Raw genomic sequence first — 23,456 nt, 5'->3', positions numbered from 1 at the left:
ATGTTAGGCTTCAAAATCATAAAGAAAAAAGGATGACTCAAATGAGTCTCTGGAAATAATAACTTGACCCTTTTAGGGTCTCCATTATGCCACCCTTTTTAGGGGTGGTTGTTAACTGGCGTGGGTCTGCTTGCCGTTAATTGATTTGAAATATAAAATTGATTTTATAGGAGAAGGGATGAAAAGATTCTTAATTGTTGTGCTGATTTTAATTTATACGCAATGTTTTGCAGGCACCGAAGAACAATTCACTAAATTAGTAGAGCAGGCTATTCAAGGCGATCCTCAGGCACAAATGGAAGTGGCTGTTGTTCTCTGTAACGAGGCCAAAAATTATGAAACCTCTAACGCAAAAGAAGTAACTAAATCTGGGTTGTTTTTTATACACGAAGCGGCCAAGTCTGGATTGATTCAGGCCCAAGAAATTCTTGCTGAGATGTACGAATTTGGAATTTGTGCTTCAAAAAATGAAACTGAAGCCTTTTATTGGTATAAAATAGCTGCCGAGCAAGGTAGCCCCACCGCCCAATTTAAAATTGGTTCTTTTTACAGTACAGGTAAAATTGGAGTTACAAAGGACATCCAACAAGCGATAATGTGGTATAAAAAGGCCTCCTCACAAGGGGATATTGCATCTCAATACAATCTGGGATTAATTCATTTTAAAGGGGAGGGCGTTCCAAAAAATTACACAACTGCGGCAACTTGGTTTAAACTGGCTGCTATAAATGGGCACTCTATGTCTGCATTTGCTTTAGGAGGGATGTATATGGCAGGAGAGGGTGTCCCTAAAAACTATATACTTGCATATTCATGGTTCAATATAGCTATTTCTATGGGGGTTGATGAGGCCAAGAAACCACTACACACGCTTGAAAAATATCTAACGGATGAACAAATTCATAAAGCGCAGGAACTCGCAGCAAAAATACAATACAAAATAGACCATCCATCCATATCGCAAGAACAGCAACCCCCAGCACCTAATAATGAAAAAGAGGTCAACGGATCAGGGACTGGTTTTATCATAACCAAAGATGGATATATTTTAACCTGTTATCATGTCATTGAAGGATCAAGGGAAGTTAAAATAAAATATAGAGGGAATATATATTCTGCAAAACTTGTCCTTGGTGATCCAAACAATGACCTGGCTTTGTTAAAAATCAATGGCTCCTTTCCGGCAATAGCATTTTCTTCAAACAGATCTGCTAAGATGGGAGAAGATGTTTTTACGGTCGGATATCCGAATCCAAGTTTGCAAGGTGAAAATGCAAAGTGTACCAAAGGTACAATCAATAGTCTGACGGGATTCCAGGATGATTTGCGGCTATATCAGATAAGTGTGCCAGTTCAACCTGGAAATTCAGGGGGAGCCTTGATGGATGGGAACGGTAATATCCTTGGTATTATCGTGGCAATGCTTGACGCAAAAACAACATTTAAAATATCTGGGAGCTTACCTCAAAATGTAAATTATGCTGTTAAAAGTATTTATGCCCAAGCCATGCTTGATACATTACCTGAAATATCTGATAAATTAATTGCACCCTCAAGGAGTAAATCCAATGCTGTAGATAGGGTCAAAAATAGCACAGTGATGGTTTTGAGTTATAAATAAGGATCATAAATTTTACGAGCCAAAACTCTTAATAAAAAAAGGATCGACCCGAAAAAACCAGAAGGATTTTTTTATAATGCATGATTTGTCAGAAAGTCAATGAAAGAGAAGTATCAAACCCAATAACAACAAAAAAGTAGTAAAAAAATTTAAGTTCTATAGTTTATATTTGTTTATACCATTTGATTTAGACACAACCAAATATCTTGAAGATAAATACAGGAGATTTCAAAATGCCAGATTCAAATAATTTTTGGTTTTTAAATGATAATGACAATAGCCCAATTTATCAAACTGCTTCAGACGCAGAAAGATTTGTTTTTTCACATCCGAATGTCTGTTTGATACGCTTAAGACAATTTGGGGAATTTTTGGCAAAAGAAATCGCTATTCTTAATGGAAAACAAGACTTACTACAAAAACAATTCGAAACCATATTAAAAGAACTTGGGAAAAGTTCGCCACCCCCACCATTACTTCCAAGAGAGATAAAGGACATATTTCATACAATCAGAAAAAAAGGAAATGAGGCAGTACACTCATTAATTGGCGATGAAGGTACTTCTCTATATCTTTTAAAAAAGGCAAGAGAACTAGCAATCTGGTACCAAAAAAGCTATAGAACAGAGTGGAAAAAAACATTTGGGAAATTCACAGCGCCATCTGTAGAAATCGAATGTCAGGATCATTTTAATACTGAATTAAAGCTTCTCAAGAATAAACTTACTGATGCTGAGGAAGAGACCAAGAAACAATCCGAAGAAGCTAATGCAGCGATGGAGCTGGCCGAGGAACTTGAAGGACAATTTTTAAAATATGCCGAGGGTATAAATAATATAATTAATTCCAATAATTTTGACTTAAATAGAGCTAAGGATTTGGCATCGGAAGCCGCTAATGATATCAATTTAAGCGAAGATGAGTTATCAAAAATTGTTGAGATCAAATATTATGCTATTGGGTTTAAAGTCGGACTACAAAAGCAGAAAAAATTATCAGAGTCCGATAAAAATAATATTCAGCGAATTAAGAATAAATATGGGGGAAGTGATTCTGTGGGAATGGCTGATGAAATTTTTTCTGAGTATAATAAAGATTGGGCTGAGGTTTTTGTTAAAACTATTTCTGGTTACGTCCTAAAGGGATTAATAATAGACGAGTCTACCAAGGAATTATTCTATGATGAGGATCGTTGCGCAGAAACTTTTTATCAATATATGGTAGGGTTTTGCGATGGATTAATTAAGAATAACAAAAGAATACACCATTAGAGAATAAGGAATCACAATGTCATATATACGCCCCAAAAGTGACTTCCAACTAACCCCTGAAGAGAAAAAAAATCTTTTACAGGAATATTTTGATTTTTACACAGAAAGAGCATCACAAAATCCGCACCTCCTTAATTCCAAAATACCTAGAGATGAATTTGATGATTTGCTTAATGATATTGGATCGTTAATTATTAAAAAAGCAGAGTCCTTTTCAAATTCAGACAATAGTGTGAGTCGATTTTTATATGAAAATTCTTTGCCTGAACATTTAGAGTACTATTTACCAAAACAATTCAGAGTATTTTGTTTGGCTTTGAATGCTCTTAAACAATGGTTATCGGCTGAACAAGCTGCAACCGATCGATATATTTTAGGTGGAACTGTACGTTCTCAGTGTAAAAATGCTGATAGCAAGTGTTTGGTAACGGGTAAGCCAGCATCAGAATGTAAAATAGAGCTTCATCATCCTGTAAGAGATGGTAGACCTCCAATCCCAATATCCAAAGAAGCACATGCATTAATCGAAGGGCAGAATACAGTTGGCACCACTGAAGATGAGATAATGAAAATAATTTATCCAATCAAACGACAGGGTAACCGTTCCTGGGTAATGCTCAAACTCGGGTGCGAATTGCTATTGGGAATTGCAAACACAACGAAAAGCAAAAACGTACAATCATCGTCAAAGACATTTGCGAGAAAGGCAAGTGCGGCCACAAATTTGAATTTCACAGATATAATAAACTGGATTGATGAGAATAGTTTGGTCTAATATATACCATTCCGCCGGATTCGCTGAAGCTCGCTGGTGAATTTAACGTTATAATTCAACTTTATTTTCTGACAATCTTAATCAAACCCATTTCCCCAGAATCAACTCAATAATATAAAGATTTAAGCGAGCAGCGGTTCAGTTCTGGCTATAGTCCAACCCCTGCAATTTATTCATGAAAGCTGTTTTCTTGCCCGCAGTTTGGCATCGATCAATTCGTTATGGTTTAAACGAAGAAGGTTTGCAAGTTTGTGGGCAAAGTGGTCCTCATGCGCTTCAAGGTGATCGTCCAGCAAAATGATACGCCAGACAGATTCCATTATGTCGAGCTTTTGCTTTTCGGAAAAATTTTCGTTTATAAAATGAGTATAGTGAAAAAGGTCCACATACTCTCTGTGTTTTTTATCCCTGTCAGCGAGCAGGGTATCAATTTCCTGCCTGGATATCCCAAAATTTTTCACAAGTGTTGCAACAAGGTGCTCTTTTTCTTCTCCACTGCACTCACCATCTGCATAGGCTGCCTCAAGCAGCAGTACGGTCAACGCCAAATGGGCGTTTAGAATATCCTGGTCTGTAGTCTGCACTTTGCCATTGTCGCTGCCAATAATTTTTTTTATTAAATCAAACATTTTCCAGTGATATCCTTTCTTTATCCTGAACATAGCCAAGGTGTAATTGATAAGTTTTTTTCTGCCACTATAAGGCGATAGAAACAACGGGTCAAGGAATTCATTATCTCTCCTTGTACTTATATCTTAAACAGGGTACTAACCGGCTGACCGGACTACTCTGGCTATAGGGTTGGGCATCCAGGATTAAAAGAAAGCCTCGGACTATCTTCTTCCATGAGAAGGCAAGTCAAGTGTTCGATTCACGAACATCAATTTTTATTCTAAAGAGTGCTTAATATTATGTGTCTCCATTACTGATCCCAAGGTCCCGTTCAAGCCAGCGGAAGTAAAAGTCAAATCCGAGAATGGGCCTCCAAATAGCCACGTCGGAGGAATTGACTTTTACTGGAGCGGAATTCAAGCACACGTTTTTTTGATTAACCCAGACCGTCACGCTTCCATTCGCACTCTTTTTGAGACCTGCCATTGTCCCGGTGCATGTTAAGATCCGTCGGCAGGAGCTGCAATCTGTTAGACGCACTCGTTATTTATTAGCGGCAGCCAATCGGTGCAGAGGATAGTCCGCAGTCTCCTGGACAGGACGTCATGGGTCAAAGCCAATTTTATCTATGCAGCATCTTGAGCAGCACTTTTATAAAATGGGTTATATTTCTGGTCACTTATCCATAATCGATGCAGTAAAACAGCAAGCTTCCGTGCCACAGCCACCGCTGCACGTTTCTTTGAACTTTTGCCACCTCGTACAACTATTGATAATCCATATTTGCGCAAGTCACATTCCGGCCCAAAAGGACCAATAATATAATGCCCGCAACTGACAAACAAAGATCTTAGATATGTATTGCCCGCTTTGTTTATTCTCAATTGTTTGTCGCATCTTCCGGATTGGTCTCTCTTTGGTGTTAATCCCAAAAAGGCTCCTACTTGTCTGCTTTTTGTAAAACGATGGGGATCTTCGATCGTTAACACAAATGCCAGGGCGGTGACAGGACCAACACCAAGTACTTGAAGTAGTTTTTTTGTTTCTGAATACTTTTTGCATAATTTGCTGATTTGACGATCCATTTCTTTAACCTGTTGGGTCAGAAGATCAATTGCGGTTATTAATGGTTCAAGTGAATCTTTTAATTCTTTTGGTATATGAGCTGGGGCTCGTCTTGAAAAGCTAGGCGTGCTGCATTTTGGAATCCTGCAACCACATGTTTTTGTTACACTGCGGATATGATTAATCATTCGTACACGGTTTTGAACCAGAGTATCTCTTGCTTTTATGATCCCTAAATCAGCATAAGCTTGTCTGTCCCTATGCTGTATTGGCCATAGCAGTCTGGGTTCAACCCGGCAAACCATTGCAAGTATTCTGGCATCCCGTAAATCTGATTTATCATTGCTGTCCCAAATGATCCTTAACTTACGAGGATTACCAACATAAACATTACAACCAATTTCCTTTAACAGTTTACTGATCCAGGGGGAGTGGGTGCCAGCCTTCTCATCTTATCTGTAAGCCTGCATTTTATCTAAAACCATCTAACCACAACATACAGTATCTGAATTTCTTTTGTTCCCAGCTGCCATAGTAAATTTATTTGGAGACGAACCAGCCTGAACGGGTGTGGCTGGGTTTGAAAAAAAGTTACTCGCGATCATCTTGATTTTACTTGTTATTTCTTGACATTTTAACGATTTGGCCGTACAAAGAAAGGCTCAACTATTGAATATCAACTGATCCGAATACCGGAGGAACAATGGATTATAAGAAAACTTTGAATCTGCCGTCAACAAAATTTGCCATGAAGGCCAATCTGCCGCAACGTGAACCCCAACAGTTAAAAGAATGGGAAGAAAAGAAAATCTATGAGAAATTAAGAGAACAATCCAAAGACAGGGAACTCTTTATTCTCCATGACGGCCCTCCGTATGCAAACGGTCATTTGCACATGGGACATGCCATCAATAAAATTTTAAAAGATATTGTTGTTCGGTCAAGGCAGATGGCCGGGTTTAATGCCCCGTATATTCCGGGCTGGGATTGCCACGGACTTCCCATTGAGCATAATGTGGACAAAAAGCTGGGGAAAAAGAAACTGGAGATGACAAATGTTCAGGTTCGAAGGGAATGCAGATCTTATGCTGCCAGGTTTGTTGATATTCAAAGAGAGGAATTCAAACGCTTCGGTGTCATGGGGGAATGGGACACCCCATATCTGACAATGAATTATCCCTATGAAGCCAGGATTGCTAAAGAGTGCGGAGAGTTTGCACTCTCCGGGGACATGTTTTTAGGCAAAAAACCTATTTACTGGTGCTCTAGCTGTCAGACAGCCCTGGCAGAGGCTGAAATTGAATATCATGACCATACCTCACCGTCCATTTTTGTAAAATTTCCGATAAAAGATGATCTGTCCGATATTTTGCCGGATGTTGCGGGTGATATATTTGTTGTGATCTGGACCACAACTCCCTGGACTATTCCGGCCAATCTGGGCATTTGCCTTCACCCGAATTTTGTCTATGCAGCGGTCAAGACAAAAGACCATGGGGTTCTGATTGTTGCCAGGGATCTGGCAGACCCGGTAATGAAAACCCTGGGAATTGAAAATTATTCAATCTTAAAAGAGTTTTCCTCAAAGGAGCTTGAAAATAAAAAATGCAAGCACCCGATTTATGACAGGGATTCTTTGATTATTCTGGGAGATCATGTAACGCTTGAAGCCGGTACCGGCTGTGTTCACACAGCACCCGGGCATGGCGCTGATGATCATATCGTGGGTAACAAATACGGCCTGGAATGTTATTCACCGGTTGAAGATAATGGCGTGTTTTCAAAGGATGTGGAGTATTTTGGCGGTGAATTTATTTTTAAAGCCAATAAAAACATTAATGAGAAGCTTTCAAGTTTAAATCTTTTATTAAAAAATGAAAATCTGTCCCACTCTTATCCCCATTGCTGGCGGTGTAAAAAACCGGTTATATACAGAGCAACGCCCCAATGGTTTATCTCCATGGATAAGCTTAACCTTCGACAGAAAACCCTTGATGAAATCAATAATGTTCAGTGGATTCCGTCATGGGGCCGGGAAAGAATTTATTCCATGATAGAAAACCGTCCTGACTGGTGTCTTTCAAGGCAACGCTCCTGGGGTATTCCCATTCCGGTATTTCATTGCAAAGAGTGTAAGAAAGTCTATGTCACAAGAGAATCTGTTGACAAAATTCATGAATTGTTCACTGAGCACTCTTCTGATATCTGGTTTGGAAAAGATGCAAAATTTTTGATGCCTGAAGGTGCCAAATGTGAAAAATGCGGATCCATTGAGTTTACAAAGGATCATAATATTCTGGATGTATGGTTTGATTCAGGTGTGAGCCATGCAGCAGTTCTGGATGAAAGAGACGGGCTTGTGCGGCCTGCAGACCTCTACCTGGAGGGCAGTGATCAGCACAGGGGCTGGTTTCATTCTTCTTTGCTGACCGGTGTCGGAAGAACAGGAAAGGCACCCTATAAAGCTGTTCTTACCCATGGATTTGTTGTGGATGAAAAGGGTCATAAAATGTCCAAGTCTGTAGGAAATGTTGTGGCGCCTGACTCTGTGATTAAACAGTATGGCGCTGATGTGCTGAGGCTTTGGGTAGCTTCAGCTGACTACAAGGGAGATGTGAGTATCTCCAATAATATTATCAAACAATTGTCAGATGCATACCGGCGTATCAGAAATACCTGTAGGTTTATGCTGGGTAATTCTTCAAATTTTGATGTCACAAAGGATCTAAGATCCGTCAAAGAGATGTCCGAGCTTGACAGGTTCATTCTCCACAGACTTCATCATGTGGTAAAACGCTCACTCATATCCTATGATAAATATGAGTTCCATACCATTTATCATACCCTGCATAATTTTTGTGTGGTGGACCTGTCCTCTTTTTATCTGGATATTATAAAGGACAGATTGTATACGTTTCCTGCGGCAGATCCATTGCGGCGGGATGCCCAGACTGTGATGTTTATTATTCTGGATGCCGTTGTAAAGATTATGGCTCCGATTCTCCCGTTTACAGCAGATGAAATATACCAGCATATGCCCAAAGGTTCGGATCAAAAAAATAGTATTCATCTGAAGTCCATGGTTAAGCTCAATGATGAATGGGAAGACAAGGACCTGGCTGAAAAATGGGAGAACATCAGAAGCCTGCGGGGTGAAGTCACCAAAGCTCTGGAAGAAGCAAGAACCGAAAAATTGATCGGTCATCCTTTGGATGCAGCCCTTGAAATAAAACTGCCGGACACCCAGCTGAAAGCCCAGGTTCAGAATTTAAATGAAAATCTCAATGATATCTTTATTGTATCAAGTGCTGTGCTTGTGGATACCATAGATGATACAGCCTATCAGGGCAAAGAAATTGAAGGGCTTTCTATTAAAGTCAGTAAGGCAGCGGGCGAGAAATGTGAAAGATGCTGGCGGTTTGATACCACTATTGGCAATGATGCAGATCATCCAACCGCCTGTGTGCGATGTGCAGCAGCTTTAAAAAAGATAGTGTAAATTGAATCTGATTTCAAAAATATGGCTTAGATTAATTCTGGTCAGCGGGTGTGTCATCCTTGCTGATCAGATCACCAAATATATAATCAAAATAAATGTGGCATTATATGATAATATTATTGTCATCGAAAAATTTTTTAATATTACCCATATCCTGAATCCGGGCGGTGCCTTTGGTTTTTTTGCTTCCCAGTCCCCTGAAATCAGAAAATTTATTTTTCTGTTCGTGTCATCTGTGGTTGCCCTTTTTGTTTTATGGTTTTATAAAAGATGCGCAGAAGACTTTATTTTTCTTTCCTATGGGCTGGCCTTAATTTTTGGGGGTGCCATAGGAAACCTGATTGACAGATTCCGGTATGGCAAGGTCGTGGATTTCCTTGATTTTTATATGGGATCTGCTCATTGGCCGGCATTCAATATTGCTGACAGTGCCATCAGCATCGGAATGGGTATATTGATCTATCACATTATTTTTAATAAGGTCCCGGATTTTTAAAAGACAGGCATATGCATCCCGTACTCTTACATATCGGCAGTTTTAATCTCTACACCTATGGTCTTTTTGTTGCCTTGGGATTTATGACGGCAATCTGGGTTTCTCAAAAAAATGCAAAATCCCACGGCCTATCCTCCGAGAGCATTACCGATATTTTTTTTGTTATCCTGGTATCTGCTCTTTTAGGCGCACGCCTCTTATACGTACTGATCAATTTTGACGGTTATAAAAACAATCTGCTGGACATTTTTAAGATCTGGAACGGGGGACTCGTTTTTTTCGGTGGATTCATTGCTGCTGTTGTGGCCACACCCATTTACCTGAGATCAAAAAATCTGGACTTCTGGAAAACCGCTGATATCATCTCACCGGGACTTGCTCTGGGCCATGCTGTGGGAAGAATCGGCTGTTTTTTTGCCGGGTGCTGCTATGGGAAAGAGTGTGATCTGCCCATTGCTGTTAAATTTACAAATCCTGAAAGCCTTGCGCCCATAGGGGTGTATCTGCACCCGACCCAGCTGTATTCGGTATTTTCAAACCTGACCCTGTTTTTTATTCTCTTGTGGCTTCAGAAAAGAAAAAAAATTAATGGCATGGTGTTTTTAAGCTATATCATGCTCTATTCATTATTCAGATCCATTGTTGAATTCTTCAGAGGAGATTTCAGAGGAGATTTCTTTTTTGAGGTTGTCTCCATGTCACAGGGAATCGGGCTGATGGTTTCCCTGATTGCTTTTATCCTTTTAATTAAACTTTCAAGACCTTCTCATGGCCCCAAATAAAAACAACGTTAAGCATAATAAGTTAGACTCGTTTTTTAAAACTCTTCAAAAAAATGATATCCTCCCTGGTCTGGTCCTGATTTACGGGGAGCCGTATCTGGTAAAACAGGCGTTTAAAACCACATCTTCTTTTCTGGTTGGAAATAATAATATGCAGTTTGCCATGGAAACCCTTGAAGGCGGTTCTGTTTCCATGGGAGATATCATTGAGCAGGTCTCCACCTTTTCCTTTCTTGTTCCCCAAAAAATCGTGGCCGTCAAAAACGCCCCTTTGTTTCAAACACAACAGGGCAGCCAGTATATCAATTTTTCACCATCAGACCTTGACCGTTTGATTGAGTTTATTCAAAAAGGCATTCCTTTAAATCATTTTCTAATTCTCACAGTCACTCGTATCGATAAAAGAAAAAAGATATATAAGGCAATAGCGGACAAAGGGTTAATCGTTGACTGCTCTGTTCCCACCGGGGCAAGAAAAACAGACATGGATGAGCAGAGAACGGTATTGCAAAATGTTGCGGGTCAGATCCTGTCAAAGTCTGGAAAAACCATCGATAACCAAGCCTTTCATGCCCTGGTTGATTTGACAGGATTTAATCTTGATCTTTTATCTCAGAATCTGGAAAAGCTGGTCGCTTATTCCGGGAAAAGCCGGACAATTTCAACAGCAGATGTAAAAACGGTTATTATAAGGGATAAAAAAGATCCCATATTTAATTTAACCAATGCATTTATGGCCAAAGACATTAAAAACGCTCTTTTTTATTTAAATTCGCTTTTTAATGAAGGGTTTCATCCTCTGCAGATATTAAAATCATTTGAGAATCAAATTCGAAAATTGATTCTGGTGAAATGTTTTACCCGGCAATTTTATCAAACAAATAAAAACGTGAGCCTTAAAAAAATAAATTTTAATTCTTTCAAGCAGGTCGTGCTTCCCCAAATTACAGCGCATGACAAACAGACAAAAACTGCTATTGAAGGGCAGGACAAATATCTATCAAGGGAAAGCTCAAAGAAAAAAAAGGGAAAGGTAAATGATCTTTTCCTCGCCCCCAATCCCCAGAATGCATATCCTGTGTTCCAGGTATTTCAAAAATCTGAGAACTTTTCTTTAAATGAGTTGAGTCAATCATTGTTTTTTTTAAGCGATCTGGATTACAGACTGAAATCTTCGTCTTTTGATGCTAAGACGGCCATAGAAAGTTTTATCATCAACATTTGCAGTAAAGGAGGGTTTGTGTATGCCGAGAAAAACCAAAATCATCGCCACCGTTTCTAGTTTAAAGTGTTCGCCCGGGTTTATTGGAAGACTTTATAAGGCAGGTATGAACGTTGTGCGGTTGAACACTGCCCATATGACCCGTGAGGATGCCTTGAAAGTAATCAAAAATATAAGGCAGGTATCTGATAAAATAGGGATTCTTATAGATACCAAAGGCCCTGAGATCAGAACCTGCGATACTGACAAACCTTTGTCAGTAAAATATGGGGACACCATAAGAATTAAAGGCGCTCCCGGTGAAAAATCCAAAGGCAAGGTGATCTGTGTCTCCTATGAGGATTTTGTTAAGGATATTCCCATCGGCAGTTCCATAATGATTGATGACGGATATATTGCCCTGGCGGTCATGGATAAGAATGACAGGTATTTAACCTGCCATGTGGAAAATGACGGGGTGATTAATGCCAGAAAAAGTATCAACATCCCGTCTGTTCATGTGAAACTTCCGGCATTAAGTGAGAAAGACAAAAGATTTATTGAGTTTGCCGCTGATAATGATCTGGATTTTATTGCCCATTCTTTTGTGAGAAATAAAAACGATGTCATAGCCGTTCAAAAAATTTTGGATAAAAAAAAATCAGCTATAAAAATTATTGCAAAAATTGAAAACTCCCAGGGCGTTGAAAACCTATTTGAAATTCTTGATCATGCCTACGGGGTGATGATTGCAAGGGGTGATCTGGCAGTTGAAATTCCCACGGAACAAATCCCCTTGATTCAAAAACAGATCGTCATGACCTGCATTGAAAAAAGAAGGCCGGTGATTGTTGCCACCCAAATTCTGCATTCCATGATTGAATCACCCAGACCCACAAGGGCAGAGGTGTCAGATGTTGCCAATGCCTGTCTGGATCATGCAGATGCCCTTATGCTTTCAGGAGAAACAGCCAATGGAAAATATCCTGAGGTAGCTGTCCGAACCATGGCAAAGATTGCCAGGGAAGTGGAGGACAAGAAGAGCAGCTTTATTAATGTTCCTTATACCCTTGAAAATAAAATTACAGCCTATCTTGCCAAGTCAGCTGTTAAAGCTTCTTTAAGGCTGAATACAAAAGCCATTGTGGCTGATTCTCTAACAGGCGAATCAATACTTGCCCTTTCAGCTTACAGGGGAGACAATCCCATATATGCCCAGGTATACAACAAACGCCTGATGCGGCAATTATCCCTGTCATTTGGGGTTTTTGCTGACCATATTCTAATGGATATCACCAATACAGAACCCTTGAAACAATCTATATGCCGGTTGTTAGATGATAAACAATTTAAAGAAGATGACTTGATTATTGTTCTTGCAGGCAGCTTTGATATTGAGCAGGGTACATCTTATATTGAAATCAGCACAGCAGGTAATTTCAAAAAAAAATGTGCTTAACCAAATAGCTCCTTGGCATTATAGGAACTTCGAACAAACGGTCCCGCAGCCACTTTTTTAAATCCAATACGTCTTGCTTTTTTTTCAAGTGCTTTAAACTCATCCGGGGAATAATATTTTTCAACGTTAAGATGGGCTTTTGTGGGCTGAAGATATTGACCTATGGTTAAGATACCACAGCCATGATTGAAAAGATCTGCCATGGTCTGTTCAAGCTCTTTCATGGTTTCTCCCAAGCCCACCATAATACCTGACTTGACCGGCATTGAATCGTCAATTGTATGTACACGTCGTAAAAGATCAAGGGATTGCTGATAGCTGGCTTCAGGTCTTGCAGAAGGGTAGAGTGAGGGAACGGTTTCAATATTATGGTTCAACACATCTGGTTTTGCACATACAACTATCTTCAATGCCTCAATATTTCCCTGGAAATCAGGAATCAAGACTTCAACTTTTGAATCATCCGGCAGGGTATCTTTAATGGCTTTAATTGTATCTGCAAAAAGAGAAGCGCCGCCATCTTCAAGGTCATCTCTTGTAACAGATGTCACCACAACATATTTTAAGTTTAAATCAAGGGCTGCTTTGGCAACTCTCACGGGCTCATCATGATCAACCGGGGGAGGACTGCCGGGAGCCACATTGCAAAATCTGCAGTTCCGTGTACATTCAGATCCTAAGATCATAAAGGTGGAGGTGTTTTTGGAAAAACATTCAAACATATTGGGACAATTGGCTTCCTGGCAGACCGTATGCAGCCCGGCATTTGCCAGAAGGCCTCGTACCCGTTGATAATCTCCGCCTTTGGGAAGGCTTTTTTTAAGCCACGACGGCTTGCTTGTTTTTCGTTTTTTTTGAATGATCATTGTTTCTTATAATTGAATAGTTAAATACGGATGAAAAATGCCTTATAAAGGCATTCTTTATTTGTTCCATTGTTAGATCATCATCTGACAGGTCATCAGTGTCTGCACTGGATTTTATTTCTTTTTCAATGGAGGTCATGGATACATTGGTAAGACCACAGGGATTGATCCATGAAAATGGCTCAAGATCAGGATTGATATTCATGGCAAGGCCATGAAAAGATATCCCCCGTTTGATAGATATTCCAACACTTCCGATTTTTGAATTTCCAACCCAGACACCATGATTCCTTTTGTTTCTGTCCGCATCAATGTTAAACTCCATTGCGGTGAGCTTCATGATCTCTTCAAGGCCGTGAACAAAATCCTTTACTCCTATTTTATTTTTTTCAAGATCGACTATTGGATACATGACAGCCTGGCCAGGGCCGTGATAGGTAATATTTCCCCCCCGGTCAGTTTGAACGATATCAACACTTTTTGCGGTTAAAAAATCTCTTGAAACAACTAAATTTTCTTCTCCACCTCTTTTGCCGAGTGTGAAAACAGAAGGGTGCTCAACAAAAAAAATTCGATCCTCGGTAATGGTTTGATCAATCTTTGATTGTAGAGTTTGTATCTGAAGATCAAGTGCTCTGCTGTATTCCAATAGACCCAGGTCCATGAATACAGCAGAGCGCTTAGGTTTGTTTAACCTCTCAGGCATGGTTTCCTTGCCGCAGTAACTTCATCAAGTCTTGTGACTTTTGTCAAAAGCGGTGCTTTTTTAAGCTTTTCAGGATCATCCCCGGCTTCTTTGACAATGGCTTTTACCGCATTAATAAACTGATCAATATCCTCTTTTGATTCGGTTTCAGTGGGCTCTACCATAAATGCACCTTCCACAACCAGAGGAAAATAGACAGTGGGAGGATGAAATCCATAATCCAGAAGTCTTTTTGCCATATCCATGGTGGTAATGTGATCCTTTTTTTGAAACTCATCATTAAATACACATTCATGCATACATGGCAGGTCATAAGGAAGATTCAGCGTTCCTTTCAGGCTTTCCTTGATGTAATTTGCATTGAGAACAGCGAGAGTACTGACATCTTTAAGCCCTTTGGCTCCCATGGAAAGGATGTAGGCATAGGCTTTGATCATGACGCCGAAATGTCCGTAAAAGGTATGAAGTCTGCCAATGGTATCCGGGCAGTCCGTAACAAATTTATAAGAATTCAAGTCTTTTACAACCCTTGGTACAGGCAAAAAGGGTTCAAGGGCTTTGACAACTGCAACAGGCCCCGATCCCGGTCCGCCGCCGCCATGGGGAGTTGAAAACGTTTTATGAAGATTTAAATGAAGGACATCAATCCCGATCTCTCCGGGTTTAACAACACCCATAATGGCATTCATGTTGGCGCCGTCACCATAGACAAGCCCGCCTTTTGCATGGACAATATCGGCAATCTGCCTGATGTTGGATTCAAAAAGTCCCAGGGTATTGGGATTGGTCACCATGATACCTGCGGTATCTTCATCCATGACAGCGGCAACAGTTTCAGGGTCGAGAATTCCTTTTTCTCCGGATTTGACATTGATGGATTCATAGCCGCAAAGGGTAGCACTGGCAGGATTAGTACCATGTGCGGTATCCGGGATAATAATTTTGGATCGCTGTTTTCCTGATTTTGCATGATACGCATGGATCATGAGCATGCCGGCAAGTTCTCCATGGGCACCGGCAGCCGGTTGAAGGGTGACGGCATGAAAACCCGTTATGGTTGCAAGATATTGCTCAAGATTGTACATAAGCGCCAATGCACCTTGAGAAAATTCATCCCCGGAAAACGGATGAGCTGAGGCAAATCCCTGGCGGGATGCCTGTACCTCATTGGTTTTGGGATTATATTTCATGGTGCAGGAACCCAGTGGATACATGCCGGAGTCTACGCCGAAATTCCATTGGGAAAGCCGTGTATAATGCCGGACCACATCCAGTTCGGAAAGTTGTGGAAGTTCAGGTGCATCACCGGTTAATTCCGGATCAAGGTCAACCCTGTCAACATCAGACTTTGGCAGGGATATGGCACACCGGCCCTCCCGGCTTTTTTCCCATAACATCGGCTCATTGAAAATAAGACCGCTTTTTCCAGGTTGCTGACTCATTATTGCACCTCCTTTGCCAGTTGATCAATATCATCCTTTGAGAGTGTTTCTGTTGCACAGAATAAATAATGGTTTTTCAGCTCAGGATAGAAGGGTTCCAGATTTATTCCTGCAAATGTGCAGTTGTCATTAATCAAGGCATTTCTTTTCTGTTCAAACCCTTCAGGGACTTTCATAACAAATTCATTGAAAAACGGCGTATTAAAAGCAGATTTAAACCCGACTTTTTCAAGGCTTGTTTTAAGATATACGGCGTTATCATGATTTTGCTGTGCAATTTCCCTGATACCGATCTTGCCGACCGTGGCAAGATACATAGCAGCCGTCATGGCGTTGAGACCATTGTTGGAACAGATATTGGAGGATGCTTTTTCTCTTCTGATGTGCTGTTCTCTTGTGGCAAGGGTCAAAACAAATCCGTTATCACCATTTGCATCTTTGGTTTTCCCAATCAGACGACCGGGAAGATTTCTCATTTGTTTTTTAGTTCCGGCAAGCAAACCCAGACCCGGTCCGCCAAAGGATTTGGCGATACCAAGACTCTGGCCTTCACCTGCAACCAGGTCGGCGCCAAAACTGCCCGGATTTTTCAAAAGGCCAAACGCCAAGCTTTCCGTAAAAGAGGTAATAAACAAAACTTTTTTCGCTTCTGCAACAGCTTTAAAAGCGTTTAAATCTTCAATGTTCCCGAAAAAGTTCGGAGACTGAACAGCAATGCCGGCAATATCATCCATACCTTCAAGTGCCCCCGCATCTGTGAGACCTTCTTTTGTATAAGGGATTTCAACAATTTCATATCCAGCAGGACTGGTATAGGTATGAATGATTTGTCTGTGACTTGGATGGGTAAGACTTGAAACCGCAATTTTATTGGCTTTTTTGTTTTTTCTTAATGCAATAAGCGCTGCTTCTGCAAGGGCGGTTCCACAATCATAATGGGAGGCTGTGGCAACGTCCATTCCTAAAAGTTCGGTTACCATGGTTTGAAATTCATAAATACCCTGTAGCGTTCCCTGGCTGACTTCGGGTTGATAGGGGGTATAGGCGGTCATAAATTCCGATCTTGAAATCAGATAGGGGATAATAGCAGGAATGTGATGGTCATAGCTGCCTGCCCCCAAAAAACATTTGTATTTTTTACAGGCGATATTGGCGGAAGCAAGGTCTTCCATGTGGGCATTGAGCTCCCATTCGGACAAGCTTTCCGGAATATCAACAGTGTTTTTTGTTTTCAGATCATCAGGTATGCAGTCAAACAGGTCATCAAGAGAGGAAACTCCTGTGACCTTGAGCATAGCTTCAATATCTTCTTTGGTATGTGGAAGATAGCGCATGGCGTTTATCCTTTCAGCATGTCAAGATATGCTGCTTTGTTCATAAGATTATCCAGTTCGGAGACATCGTCTGGTTTTACTTTGATGATCCACCCGTCATCATAACAGGATTCGTTCACAAGCTCGGGTGCATCTTCAAGAGATTCATTGATCTCTACGATCTCTCCTGAAATGGGGATATACATTTCCGACACTGCCTTTACTGATTCTACACTTCCAAACTCATCCCCCTCGGAGAAGGTATCACCTACTTCAGGAAGTTCGACAAAAACAATTTCCCCCAGCTGATCCTGGGCATAATCATTAATTCCAATCGTTACAATGTCTTCGGAAAGTTTTGCCCATTCATGATCTTTTGTGTATTTGACGTCATCGGGCAAATTAAGGTCATTGATTTCTTTCATAAAAACCTCCAATACTAAGTGTTAAATAAAATTATTCAATTTTTTTCTTGCAGTTCGGTCAGGTCTGATATCTGTCATAATGGTAGCAGTTATCGCTCTTTTGCCTTCTTTAAGCGTCACTGTCATACCGGGTTCAAGTTTTTTTGAAACCATGATAAAGCCGCAACTTATGCCTTTTATTTTAAAATCCCGCGGAAAATTTTCTGAACAGAGGCTCACAATATTCCCTTTGTGCCAGCTAATACCCATATCAGTGGCACAGGTCAGCACTTTACCAATTACTTTTCCAGTTTCATCTATTACATGGGTATTATCTCCGGCCGGGACCTTTCTTAAAGAGTCTCCTGCGAACGGATAGGTGAATAAATCACTCTCTGCGGGTGAAAGAGCATCAGCCCCAAGAAAATTCTTTGTAAAAGATGTTTTGTCTTTAGTATAAGGAAGCGCAAAATCCCACGGGTGATTTATGAATTTCCAGCTTCCAATGTCCTGATGGGAGAGAGGCAGACATGCCCCGGTCCTCAGAGAATCCCTGGAACCCAAACCACAGGCGGTAATGTCGAAATTTTTTCCTGCGGATAAAATATCTTTCCAGAGTTTAACGATGGCATCAGGGTTGAGGAATATCTCAAATCCAAATTCGCCGGTATATCCTGATCTTGACAATAATACCGGGGTGTTGTCCAGCAATTTGACTTCAGATTCATCTGAGACAGATTCATTAAAGTTTCCTTTAAATGAAAAATACGGCATCCTGTCGAAAACCGTATCAGGATTCTGAATGAGTTTTGAAAGAATCCGGGCTGAATTGATGCCCTGGATATCCATTTTCGCAACTTTTTGGGATAAATCTTCAATGCTCACATCCAGACTTTTTTTATTTGCATCAAGGTGTTGAGCAATGGCTGTACCCATGCCTGCATTAACGCAAATCATAAAAAAAATATCTGAGAATTTGTAAACAATGGCATCATCAATACAATGGCCTTCTGAATTCAAGAAGGCTCCGTATACGCAACGACCTTGTTTGAGCGTGGCAATATCCCTTGTAAAACAATAATTGATCAGCTCAAATGCATTATTCCCGTTAACATTGATACACGCCATATGACTGGTATCAAATATGCCTGCTGATTTTAAAACGGCAAGGTGTTCATTTTTGACCCCGGTTTCATACCATAACGGCATGTCAAATTCGCCGAAATCAGCCATATTCGCACCTGCGGTTTTGTGCCATTCATTCAAAGGCGTGGTTTTTAGACAGGAGTTCATGACAATAGTCCTTTTCCATTTTTAACAATTATAAAATATAGGGAACCTTTAAATTATAGGATTTATATATAACAAATGTTTCTACAGATCGGATGCCCTTAATTTGTGCAATTTCTTCGGTATAAAACTCGAGCAGGCCAAAGCCTTTTTTAAAAAGAACAAGAACCAGCAGATCATATCTTCCTGTAACAACACTTACTGAAATAACGCCTTTAAGCTTGCTGATTTCTTCGCCTTTTTCAACCAGATTCATTTCTGACAGTTTGATTCCGATGATAACAACACGATGCCCTGGAAGGGTTGCAGGATCAACAAGGCCGCAAATTTCAAGGACATCTTCTTCCTGGAGCTTATTTACTCTGGATCTAACCGTATTCTCTGTAATGGTGAGCTTGTCAGCAATTTTTTTAAAGGATTTCTTTCCTTGCTTCAATTCTCTGATAATATCAATATTGGTTTGATCAATTTTCATATTTCCTCGATTTTAGCTAAAAATTATGGGGAAAAAGTAAATTAATTTAATTATTGGAAAATACCTTGCAATAATGGTATTGTCAAATAAAATTTGAAGAAATTCATGAAAAATCAAATTTGTTTGATCAAAATTCAGGAAATTTATTCGAATGCCCTTAATAATAATAGGACGGAGACGTGTGTATGGTAACAAAAATTATTGTCATTGGAGGAGGGCCGGGAGGATATGTTGCCGCCCTCAGGGCAGCAGCATTGGGAGCAGATGTAACCCTGATTGAGAAGGAAAATCTTGGTGGCACCTGCCTGAACTTTGGATGTATCCCTTCAAAGATCATGAAAAACTCAGCAGATATTTTTCTTAAATTTCTAAAAGCGGGTCAGTTTGGTATCAATGTTCAAGGCAATGTAAGCCCTGATATGACAGCTTTGATGGAAAAAAAGAATAAGATTCTGGAGATCCAGAGAAAAGGGATTGCCTCTTTATTGAAAAAAAGTGGCGTTTCCGTAGAAATGGGCAGAGCCGTGATAAAATCTTTGAATATGGTTGAGGTTGCATTTAACGATGGGAATAAAAAAGAATTTGATTATGACAAGCTTATTCTTGCCACGGGAACTAAACCCTTAAATGTTGCTGATTTTCCATTTGATCATCATCATATCCTGTCGTCCAATGACATCCTGCAATTGGATGACATCCCTGAATCTATTGTCATTGTTGGGGGAGGGGTGATCGGTTGTGAATTTGCATTTATATTTTCAGCTTTGGGGTCAAAGGTGACCATTGTTGAGGCCCTGTCAAGACTGCTTCCCCTGCCTTCTGTTGATGAGGAATGTTCCAAATTGTTGTTAAGGGAAATGAAAAAAAGAAAGATAGCGGTTTTTTGTGATACCATTGTTAAATCTGCCGATATAAAAGATGATCAGATTTTCATCCATCTGGAACTCTCCCCGTTTACAGATAATCCAAAACCCAAAAAATTAAAAATTACTGTGTTCGAATCTGAAAAAATGGCGGTCTGTATTGGAAGATCGGCACTTTCATCTGATTTAGGGCTGGAAAATATTGACCTTAAAACAACTCCCCAGGGATGGATCGATGCCAATGAACAGCTGGAAACCAGCGTGGAAGGCGTTTATGCCATTGGCGATATTCTCGGCCCTCAAAAGGTAATGCTGGCCCATGTGGCCTCCCATGAAGGAATAATAGCCGCCCAGAATGCCATGGGTGAAAAAAGTATCATGAAGTATGATGTGATTCCGGGAGCCATCTTCACCATGCCGGAAATCGGTACGGTTGGATTGAGTGAATCTGAAGCCAGGAAAAAAGGATATGACGTGGAAGCGTTCAGTGTCAATTTCAGAAGCCTTGGGAAAGCCCAGGCCATAGATGAACTGGCAGGAACAGCAAAAATGATTGTTGAAAAAGAATCCAATAAGATCCTTGGGGTTCATCTGATTGGTGCCCATGCAACAGACCTTATTGCTGAAGCAACTCTTGCCATCCAGAAAGGATTGACTGCAAGGGAAATCGCCCATACTATCCATGCGCATCCCACACTGGCTGAGATCATGGGCGAAGTTTCCTTAAAAGCATGTGGCACGCCGATTCACGGTTAAACCCATAAAAAGAAGACTTATCCTATGTTATATTTAGCCAATGACGACCCGGAGCTGGCCAAGCTTGTTATCAATGAAGAAAGCCGGCTTGAAACCACATTGAACCTGATTGCTGCCGAGAATCATTCCCCTCAATCAATCCTGGAGATCATGGGGTCAGTGTTCAATACAAAAACCATTGAAGGATATCCGGGGAAACGGTTTCATTCCGGCTGCATCCATGTGGACAAGGTCGAAAATCTGGCCATTACAAGGGGCAAATCACTTTTCGGGGCTGAATATATCAATGTCCAGCCTCACAGCGGCACATCCGCCAATCTGGCAGTCTATTTCAGTGTGCTGAAGACAGGAGACAGGGTGCTCTCCATGAGCCTGCCCCACGGTGGTCATCTTTCCCATGGGCATAAGGCCTCTATTACCAGTAAATGTTTTGATTTCAGTCATTATAAGGTAAATTCTGAAACGGAAATGATTGACTATGACCGGGTCCGAGAAATGGCTCTTTCCGTTAAACCCAGAATGATTGTTGCCGGTGCCAGTTCATATCCAAGGCTGATTGATTATGAAAAAATGTCTCAAATTGCCGGGGAGGTATCCGCCTTTCTCCTGGCAGATATGGCCCATCTGGCCGGTCTTGTGGCAGCAAAAGTAATCCCGAGCCCGGTACCTCATTGCGATTTTGTCACATTTACCTGTTACAAAACCATGATGGGGGGCAGAGGCGGGGTAATTCTGTGCAAAGAAACTTTTGGGAAAAAAATAGATAAAGCCGTGTTCCCGGGATGCCAGGGAACCAGTGCTGTCAACCTTATCGCTGCAAAGGCGCTCATTTTCAAGCTTGCCCGGGAAGAAAAATTTGTTTCCATCCAGAAAAAAACCATTCAAAATGCCAGAATTATGGCCGAAGCCTTGATGGAAAAAGATTACCATATTATCAGCGGCGGGACTGATAATCATCAGGTGTTAATTGACCTGACATCCAGGAGTATTTCAGGTAAATCTGCGGAAGACTGCCTGGAGTCGGCAGGGATTATCCTGAATCGGAATGTGGTGCCCAAAGATGAGACCACCCTCGGAAAAGTCAGCGGTATCCGGCTGGGAAGCGGGGCTGTTTCAGCCAGGGGAATGGGAGAACCCCAGATACGAAAAATTGTTGAACTCATGGATATGGCAATGATGAACCCGGCAAAAAAGGCGGTTGTAAAAGAAGTCAGAAATCGGGTATTAAAGCTGTGCCGGGAATTTCCTGTCAACAGATTTGCAGAGGCATGATGGGTTTACCAGGTGTCGAAAGGACGAATCATCGGGGTGAGGCCAACTTTATCCTTTAATGATAAGGAAGCCTTTTGGGCGTCATCTTGAGTTGCATAGTTTCCTGATCTTATCAGATACCAGGTCCTTCCTTTGGAATCTTTAAGAATCAGTATTCTTGAATCAAATCCGCTGTTGCGCAATCTGGTTTTCATTTTATTGGCATTTGCCGGGTTGAGATAAGCGCCTGCCTGAAGGGCATACATAGAACCTGGGTCTTTTTGAATAGCTTTTTTAGAGGTTTCGGCTTTGGTGTTTTTTTCTTCCTGTTGAGCAAGCAGATCGGCCTTATAGCGGGTTGCCCAGTGAAAACCAGGCTTGAGCTCCAGTGTTTTTGAAAGATCATCAAACGCTTTTTTGTTTCTGCCCATCTTGCCAAAACACAAAGCCCGGTTAAAATATGCCACATGATTTTCAGGTTCCATTTCGATTTCAATATTATAGTTTTCAATGGCTTTCTCATACTCTTCTTTATAATACCAGGCTACACCGAGATTACTATACAGTCCTTTCAGCTCAGGAAATAGTTCTTTTGCTTTTTTAAAATCCTGAATTGCAAGATCAAATTTTTTTTGCTTCATATAAGAAACCCCTCGGTTTTTGTAGGCATCTGCATTGCCGGGAGCGATTTCAATCAGTTTTGAGAAGGTATGAATGGCCTCCTGGGCCTGCCCTTGTTTAAAAAGACGGACACCCTTATCGAACAGTTCTTTTTCGGTTTCTGCAAACACAAGGGTATGGAAAGATAAAGATAAAAAAATTAGAAATATAACTTTTTTCAAGAAACCGCTCCCTTATTTTAAACCACTTATTTTTTGAAATAATTCGAATAAAATCCTGATTGCAGGATGGTCTTTTTTCGATTTATATGTGTTTTAGAATTTGTATCATCTTTTTTTATGGCGGGCAACACCTTGATTCAGTGTTTTTTTTGACAGGGGTATTAAACATCAATGGGCCAGAAAAATTTATTTTCACGGCCCATTTTTTTTAAACGCTATCCTTCAAACTGAAGGAAACTCTTATCCAGCTCACGAAAAGCCTTTGGGTGAACTTGTTGCACACTTGCCCATACTGTTACCCATAAAGCTTGTCGCACTCATTTTTTTAGCCACCTTCAGGCTTTTGCATTCAGGGCAGGAAATATTGTTTTCTTCACCGGCAAAAACTAATTTTTCAAACTCTTTTTCACATTGATTACATTTATATTCAAAAATCGGCATGGGGATATACCCTCTCACATATAGTT

General features: G+C 40.7%; 20 protein-coding genes and 1 pseudogene. 10 read left to right on the top strand and 11 right to left on the bottom strand.

Annotation, left to right across the window (positions count from 1 at the left end; translation table 11 throughout):
* The first annotated feature begins 130 nt into the window (after positions 1-130).
* From HGJ91_RS08115 to HGJ91_RS08105, 3 genes are all read left to right on the top strand, one after another.
* Positions 131-1,621, top strand: a complete 1,491-nt coding sequence (locus HGJ91_RS08115; RefSeq protein WP_291347214.1) for a tetratricopeptide repeat-containing serine protease family protein — start codon at positions 131-133, stop codon at positions 1,619-1,621.
* A 233-nt stretch (positions 1,622-1,854) separates the two neighbouring features.
* Complete coding sequence (locus HGJ91_RS08110; protein WP_291347213.1) at positions 1,855-2,892, top strand: DUF4145 domain-containing protein; 1,038 nt, start codon at positions 1,855-1,857, stop codon at positions 2,890-2,892.
* Between the two features lie 16 nt (positions 2,893-2,908).
* The gene (locus HGJ91_RS08105; RefSeq protein ID WP_291347212.1) at positions 2,909-3,667 is read left to right on the top strand and encodes a hypothetical protein; all 759 of its coding nucleotides are present in this window, start codon (positions 2,909-2,911) and stop codon (positions 3,665-3,667) included.
* Between the two features lie 173 nt (positions 3,668-3,840).
* Here HGJ91_RS08105 and HGJ91_RS08100 read toward each other — a convergent pair whose 3' ends face one another.
* Both HGJ91_RS08100 and HGJ91_RS08095 read right to left on the bottom strand, forming a co-directional pair.
* The gene (locus HGJ91_RS08100; RefSeq protein ID WP_291347211.1) at positions 3,841-4,296 is read right to left on the bottom strand and encodes a TerB family tellurite resistance protein; all 456 of its coding nucleotides are present in this window, start codon (positions 4,294-4,296) and stop codon (positions 3,841-3,843) included.
* A 609-nt stretch (positions 4,297-4,905) separates the two neighbouring features.
* Positions 4,906-5,781, bottom strand: a pseudogene (locus tag HGJ91_RS08095) (IS110 family transposase); the annotation flags it as partial.
* Positions 5,782-6,047: 266 nt separating this feature from the next.
* Between HGJ91_RS08095 and ileS the strand changes: the two are divergent.
* Genes ileS through pyk form a run of 5 tightly spaced genes read left to right on the top strand, consistent with a single transcriptional unit; the run spans position 6,048 to position 12,781 of the window.
* Positions 6,048-8,843 carry an isoleucine--tRNA ligase gene (gene ileS, locus HGJ91_RS08090; protein ID WP_291347210.1) on the top strand — a complete coding sequence of 932 codons (2,796 nt, stop codon included), beginning with the start codon at positions 6,048-6,050 and terminating at the stop codon, positions 8,841-8,843.
* 1 nt (position 8,844) lies between these two features.
* Positions 8,845-9,339: a signal peptidase II gene (gene lspA / locus HGJ91_RS08085; protein WP_291347209.1), complete on the top strand. Its 495-nt coding sequence runs from the start codon at positions 8,845-8,847 to the stop codon at positions 9,337-9,339.
* 11 nt (positions 9,340-9,350) lie between these two features.
* Positions 9,351-10,121, top strand: coding sequence for a prolipoprotein diacylglyceryl transferase (gene lgt, locus HGJ91_RS08080; protein WP_291347208.1), 771 nt, complete (start codon positions 9,351-9,353; stop codon positions 10,119-10,121).
* Complete coding sequence (gene holA, locus HGJ91_RS08075; protein WP_291347207.1) at positions 10,108-11,403, top strand: DNA polymerase III subunit delta; 1,296 nt, start codon at positions 10,108-10,110, stop codon at positions 11,401-11,403. The genes lgt and holA overlap by 14 nt, the downstream gene beginning before the upstream one ends.
* A complete protein-coding gene (gene pyk, locus HGJ91_RS08070; RefSeq protein WP_291347206.1) occupies positions 11,366-12,781 on the top strand; it encodes a pyruvate kinase in 1,416 nt (471 codons plus the stop codon). The genes holA and pyk overlap by 38 nt, the downstream gene beginning before the upstream one ends.
* Here pyk and lipA read toward each other — a convergent pair.
* From lipA to HGJ91_RS08035, 7 genes are read right to left on the bottom strand one after another with little or no spacing between them, the layout of a single operon-like run.
* Entirely contained in the window at positions 12,778-13,647 is an 870-nt protein-coding gene (lipA, locus tag HGJ91_RS08065) for a lipoyl synthase (RefSeq protein ID WP_291347205.1), read from the bottom strand. The genes pyk and lipA overlap by 4 nt on opposite strands.
* The gene (gene lipB / locus HGJ91_RS08060) at positions 13,601-14,353 is read right to left on the bottom strand and encodes a lipoyl(octanoyl) transferase LipB (RefSeq protein ID WP_291347204.1); all 753 of its coding nucleotides are present in this window, start codon (positions 14,351-14,353) and stop codon (positions 13,601-13,603) included. Before lipB ends, lipA begins: the two co-directional genes overlap by 47 nt.
* Positions 14,338-15,795, bottom strand: coding sequence for an aminomethyl-transferring glycine dehydrogenase subunit GcvPB (gene gcvPB, locus HGJ91_RS08055; RefSeq protein WP_291347203.1), 1,458 nt, complete (start codon positions 15,793-15,795; stop codon positions 14,338-14,340). The genes lipB and gcvPB overlap by 16 nt, the downstream gene beginning before the upstream one ends.
* Complete coding sequence (gcvPA, locus tag HGJ91_RS08050) at positions 15,795-17,129, bottom strand: aminomethyl-transferring glycine dehydrogenase subunit GcvPA (RefSeq protein WP_291347202.1); 1,335 nt, start codon at positions 17,127-17,129, stop codon at positions 15,795-15,797. The genes gcvPB and gcvPA overlap by 1 nt, the downstream gene beginning before the upstream one ends.
* Before the next feature lie 5 nt (positions 17,130-17,134).
* Positions 17,135-17,533, bottom strand: a complete 399-nt coding sequence (gcvH, locus tag HGJ91_RS08045; RefSeq protein ID WP_291347201.1) for a glycine cleavage system protein GcvH — start codon at positions 17,531-17,533, stop codon at positions 17,135-17,137.
* Positions 17,534-17,554: 21 nt separating this feature from the next.
* Positions 17,555-18,805, bottom strand: a complete 1,251-nt coding sequence (locus HGJ91_RS08040) for an aminomethyl transferase family protein (protein ID WP_291347200.1) — start codon at positions 18,803-18,805, stop codon at positions 17,555-17,557.
* A gap of 28 nt (positions 18,806-18,833) precedes the next feature.
* Positions 18,834-19,277 carry an Lrp/AsnC family transcriptional regulator gene (locus HGJ91_RS08035; RefSeq protein WP_291347199.1) on the bottom strand — a complete coding sequence of 148 codons (444 nt, stop codon included), beginning with the start codon at positions 19,275-19,277 and terminating at the stop codon, positions 18,834-18,836.
* A gap of 185 nt (positions 19,278-19,462) precedes the next feature.
* Between HGJ91_RS08035 and lpdA the strand changes: the two genes are divergently transcribed.
* Both lpdA and glyA read left to right on the top strand, forming a co-directional pair.
* Entirely contained in the window at positions 19,463-20,896 is a 1,434-nt protein-coding gene (lpdA, locus tag HGJ91_RS08030) for a dihydrolipoyl dehydrogenase (protein ID WP_291347198.1), read from the top strand.
* 24 nt (positions 20,897-20,920) lie between these two features.
* Positions 20,921-22,168, top strand: coding sequence for a serine hydroxymethyltransferase (glyA, locus tag HGJ91_RS08025; protein WP_291347197.1), 1,248 nt, complete (start codon positions 20,921-20,923; stop codon positions 22,166-22,168).
* A 5-nt stretch (positions 22,169-22,173) separates the two neighbouring features.
* Here the strand turns inward: glyA and HGJ91_RS08020 are convergent, their stop codons facing one another.
* Positions 22,174-22,989 carry an SPOR domain-containing protein gene (locus HGJ91_RS08020; RefSeq protein WP_291347196.1) on the bottom strand — a complete coding sequence of 272 codons (816 nt, stop codon included), beginning with the start codon at positions 22,987-22,989 and terminating at the stop codon, positions 22,174-22,176.
* A 249-nt stretch (positions 22,990-23,238) separates the two neighbouring features.
* Positions 23,239-23,430, bottom strand: coding sequence for a zinc ribbon domain-containing protein (locus HGJ91_RS08015; RefSeq protein WP_291347195.1), 192 nt, complete (start codon positions 23,428-23,430; stop codon positions 23,239-23,241).
* Positions 23,431-23,456: the final 26 nt, after the last annotated feature.

The sequence above is a fragment of the Desulfobacula sp. genome, assembly GCF_014237455.1.
Lineage (GTDB): Bacteria > Desulfobacterota > Desulfobacteria > Desulfobacterales > Desulfobacteraceae > Desulfobacula.
The sequence above is the reverse complement of the archived record's forward strand: the minus strand, read 5'-3'. Positions and strand labels throughout refer to the sequence as shown.

Bases quoted from the DNA above. Each gene is read 5' to 3' on its own strand.
- HGJ91_RS08110 (WP_291347213.1), top strand. From the start codon at position 1,855: ATGCCAGATTCAAATAATTTTTGGTTTTTAAATGATAATGACAATAGC.
- HGJ91_RS08105 (WP_291347212.1), top strand. From the start codon at position 2,909: ATGTCATATATACGCCCCAAAAGTGACTTCCAACTAACCCCTGAAGAG.
- HGJ91_RS08100 (WP_291347211.1), bottom strand. From the start codon at position 4,296: ATGTTTGATTTAATAAAAAAAATTATTGGCAGCGACAATGGCAAAGTG.
- ileS (WP_291347210.1), top strand. From the start codon at position 6,048: ATGGATTATAAGAAAACTTTGAATCTGCCGTCAACAAAATTTGCCATG.
- lgt (WP_291347208.1), top strand. From the start codon at position 9,351: ATGCATCCCGTACTCTTACATATCGGCAGTTTTAATCTCTACACCTAT.
- holA (WP_291347207.1), top strand. From the start codon at position 10,108: ATGGCCCCAAATAAAAACAACGTTAAGCATAATAAGTTAGACTCGTTT.
- pyk (WP_291347206.1), top strand. From the start codon at position 11,366: ATGCCGAGAAAAACCAAAATCATCGCCACCGTTTCTAGTTTAAAGTGT.
- lipA (WP_291347205.1), bottom strand. From the start codon at position 13,647: ATGATCATTCAAAAAAAACGAAAAACAAGCAAGCCGTCGTGGCTTAAA.
- lipB (WP_291347204.1), bottom strand. From the start codon at position 14,353: ATGCCTGAGAGGTTAAACAAACCTAAGCGCTCTGCTGTATTCATGGAC.
- gcvPB (WP_291347203.1), bottom strand. From the start codon at position 15,795: ATGAGTCAGCAACCTGGAAAAAGCGGTCTTATTTTCAATGAGCCGATG.
- gcvPA (WP_291347202.1), bottom strand. From the start codon at position 17,129: ATGCGCTATCTTCCACATACCAAAGAAGATATTGAAGCTATGCTCAAG.
- gcvH (WP_291347201.1), bottom strand. From the start codon at position 17,533: ATGAAAGAAATCAATGACCTTAATTTGCCCGATGACGTCAAATACACA.
- HGJ91_RS08040 (WP_291347200.1), bottom strand. From the start codon at position 18,805: ATGAACTCCTGTCTAAAAACCACGCCTTTGAATGAATGGCACAAAACC.
- HGJ91_RS08035 (WP_291347199.1), bottom strand. From the start codon at position 19,277: ATGAAAATTGATCAAACCAATATTGATATTATCAGAGAATTGAAGCAA.
- lpdA (WP_291347198.1), top strand. From the start codon at position 19,463: ATGGTAACAAAAATTATTGTCATTGGAGGAGGGCCGGGAGGATATGTT.
- glyA (WP_291347197.1), top strand. From the start codon at position 20,921: ATGTTATATTTAGCCAATGACGACCCGGAGCTGGCCAAGCTTGTTATC.
- HGJ91_RS08015 (WP_291347195.1), bottom strand. From the start codon at position 23,430: ATGCCGATTTTTGAATATAAATGTAATCAATGTGAAAAAGAGTTTGAA.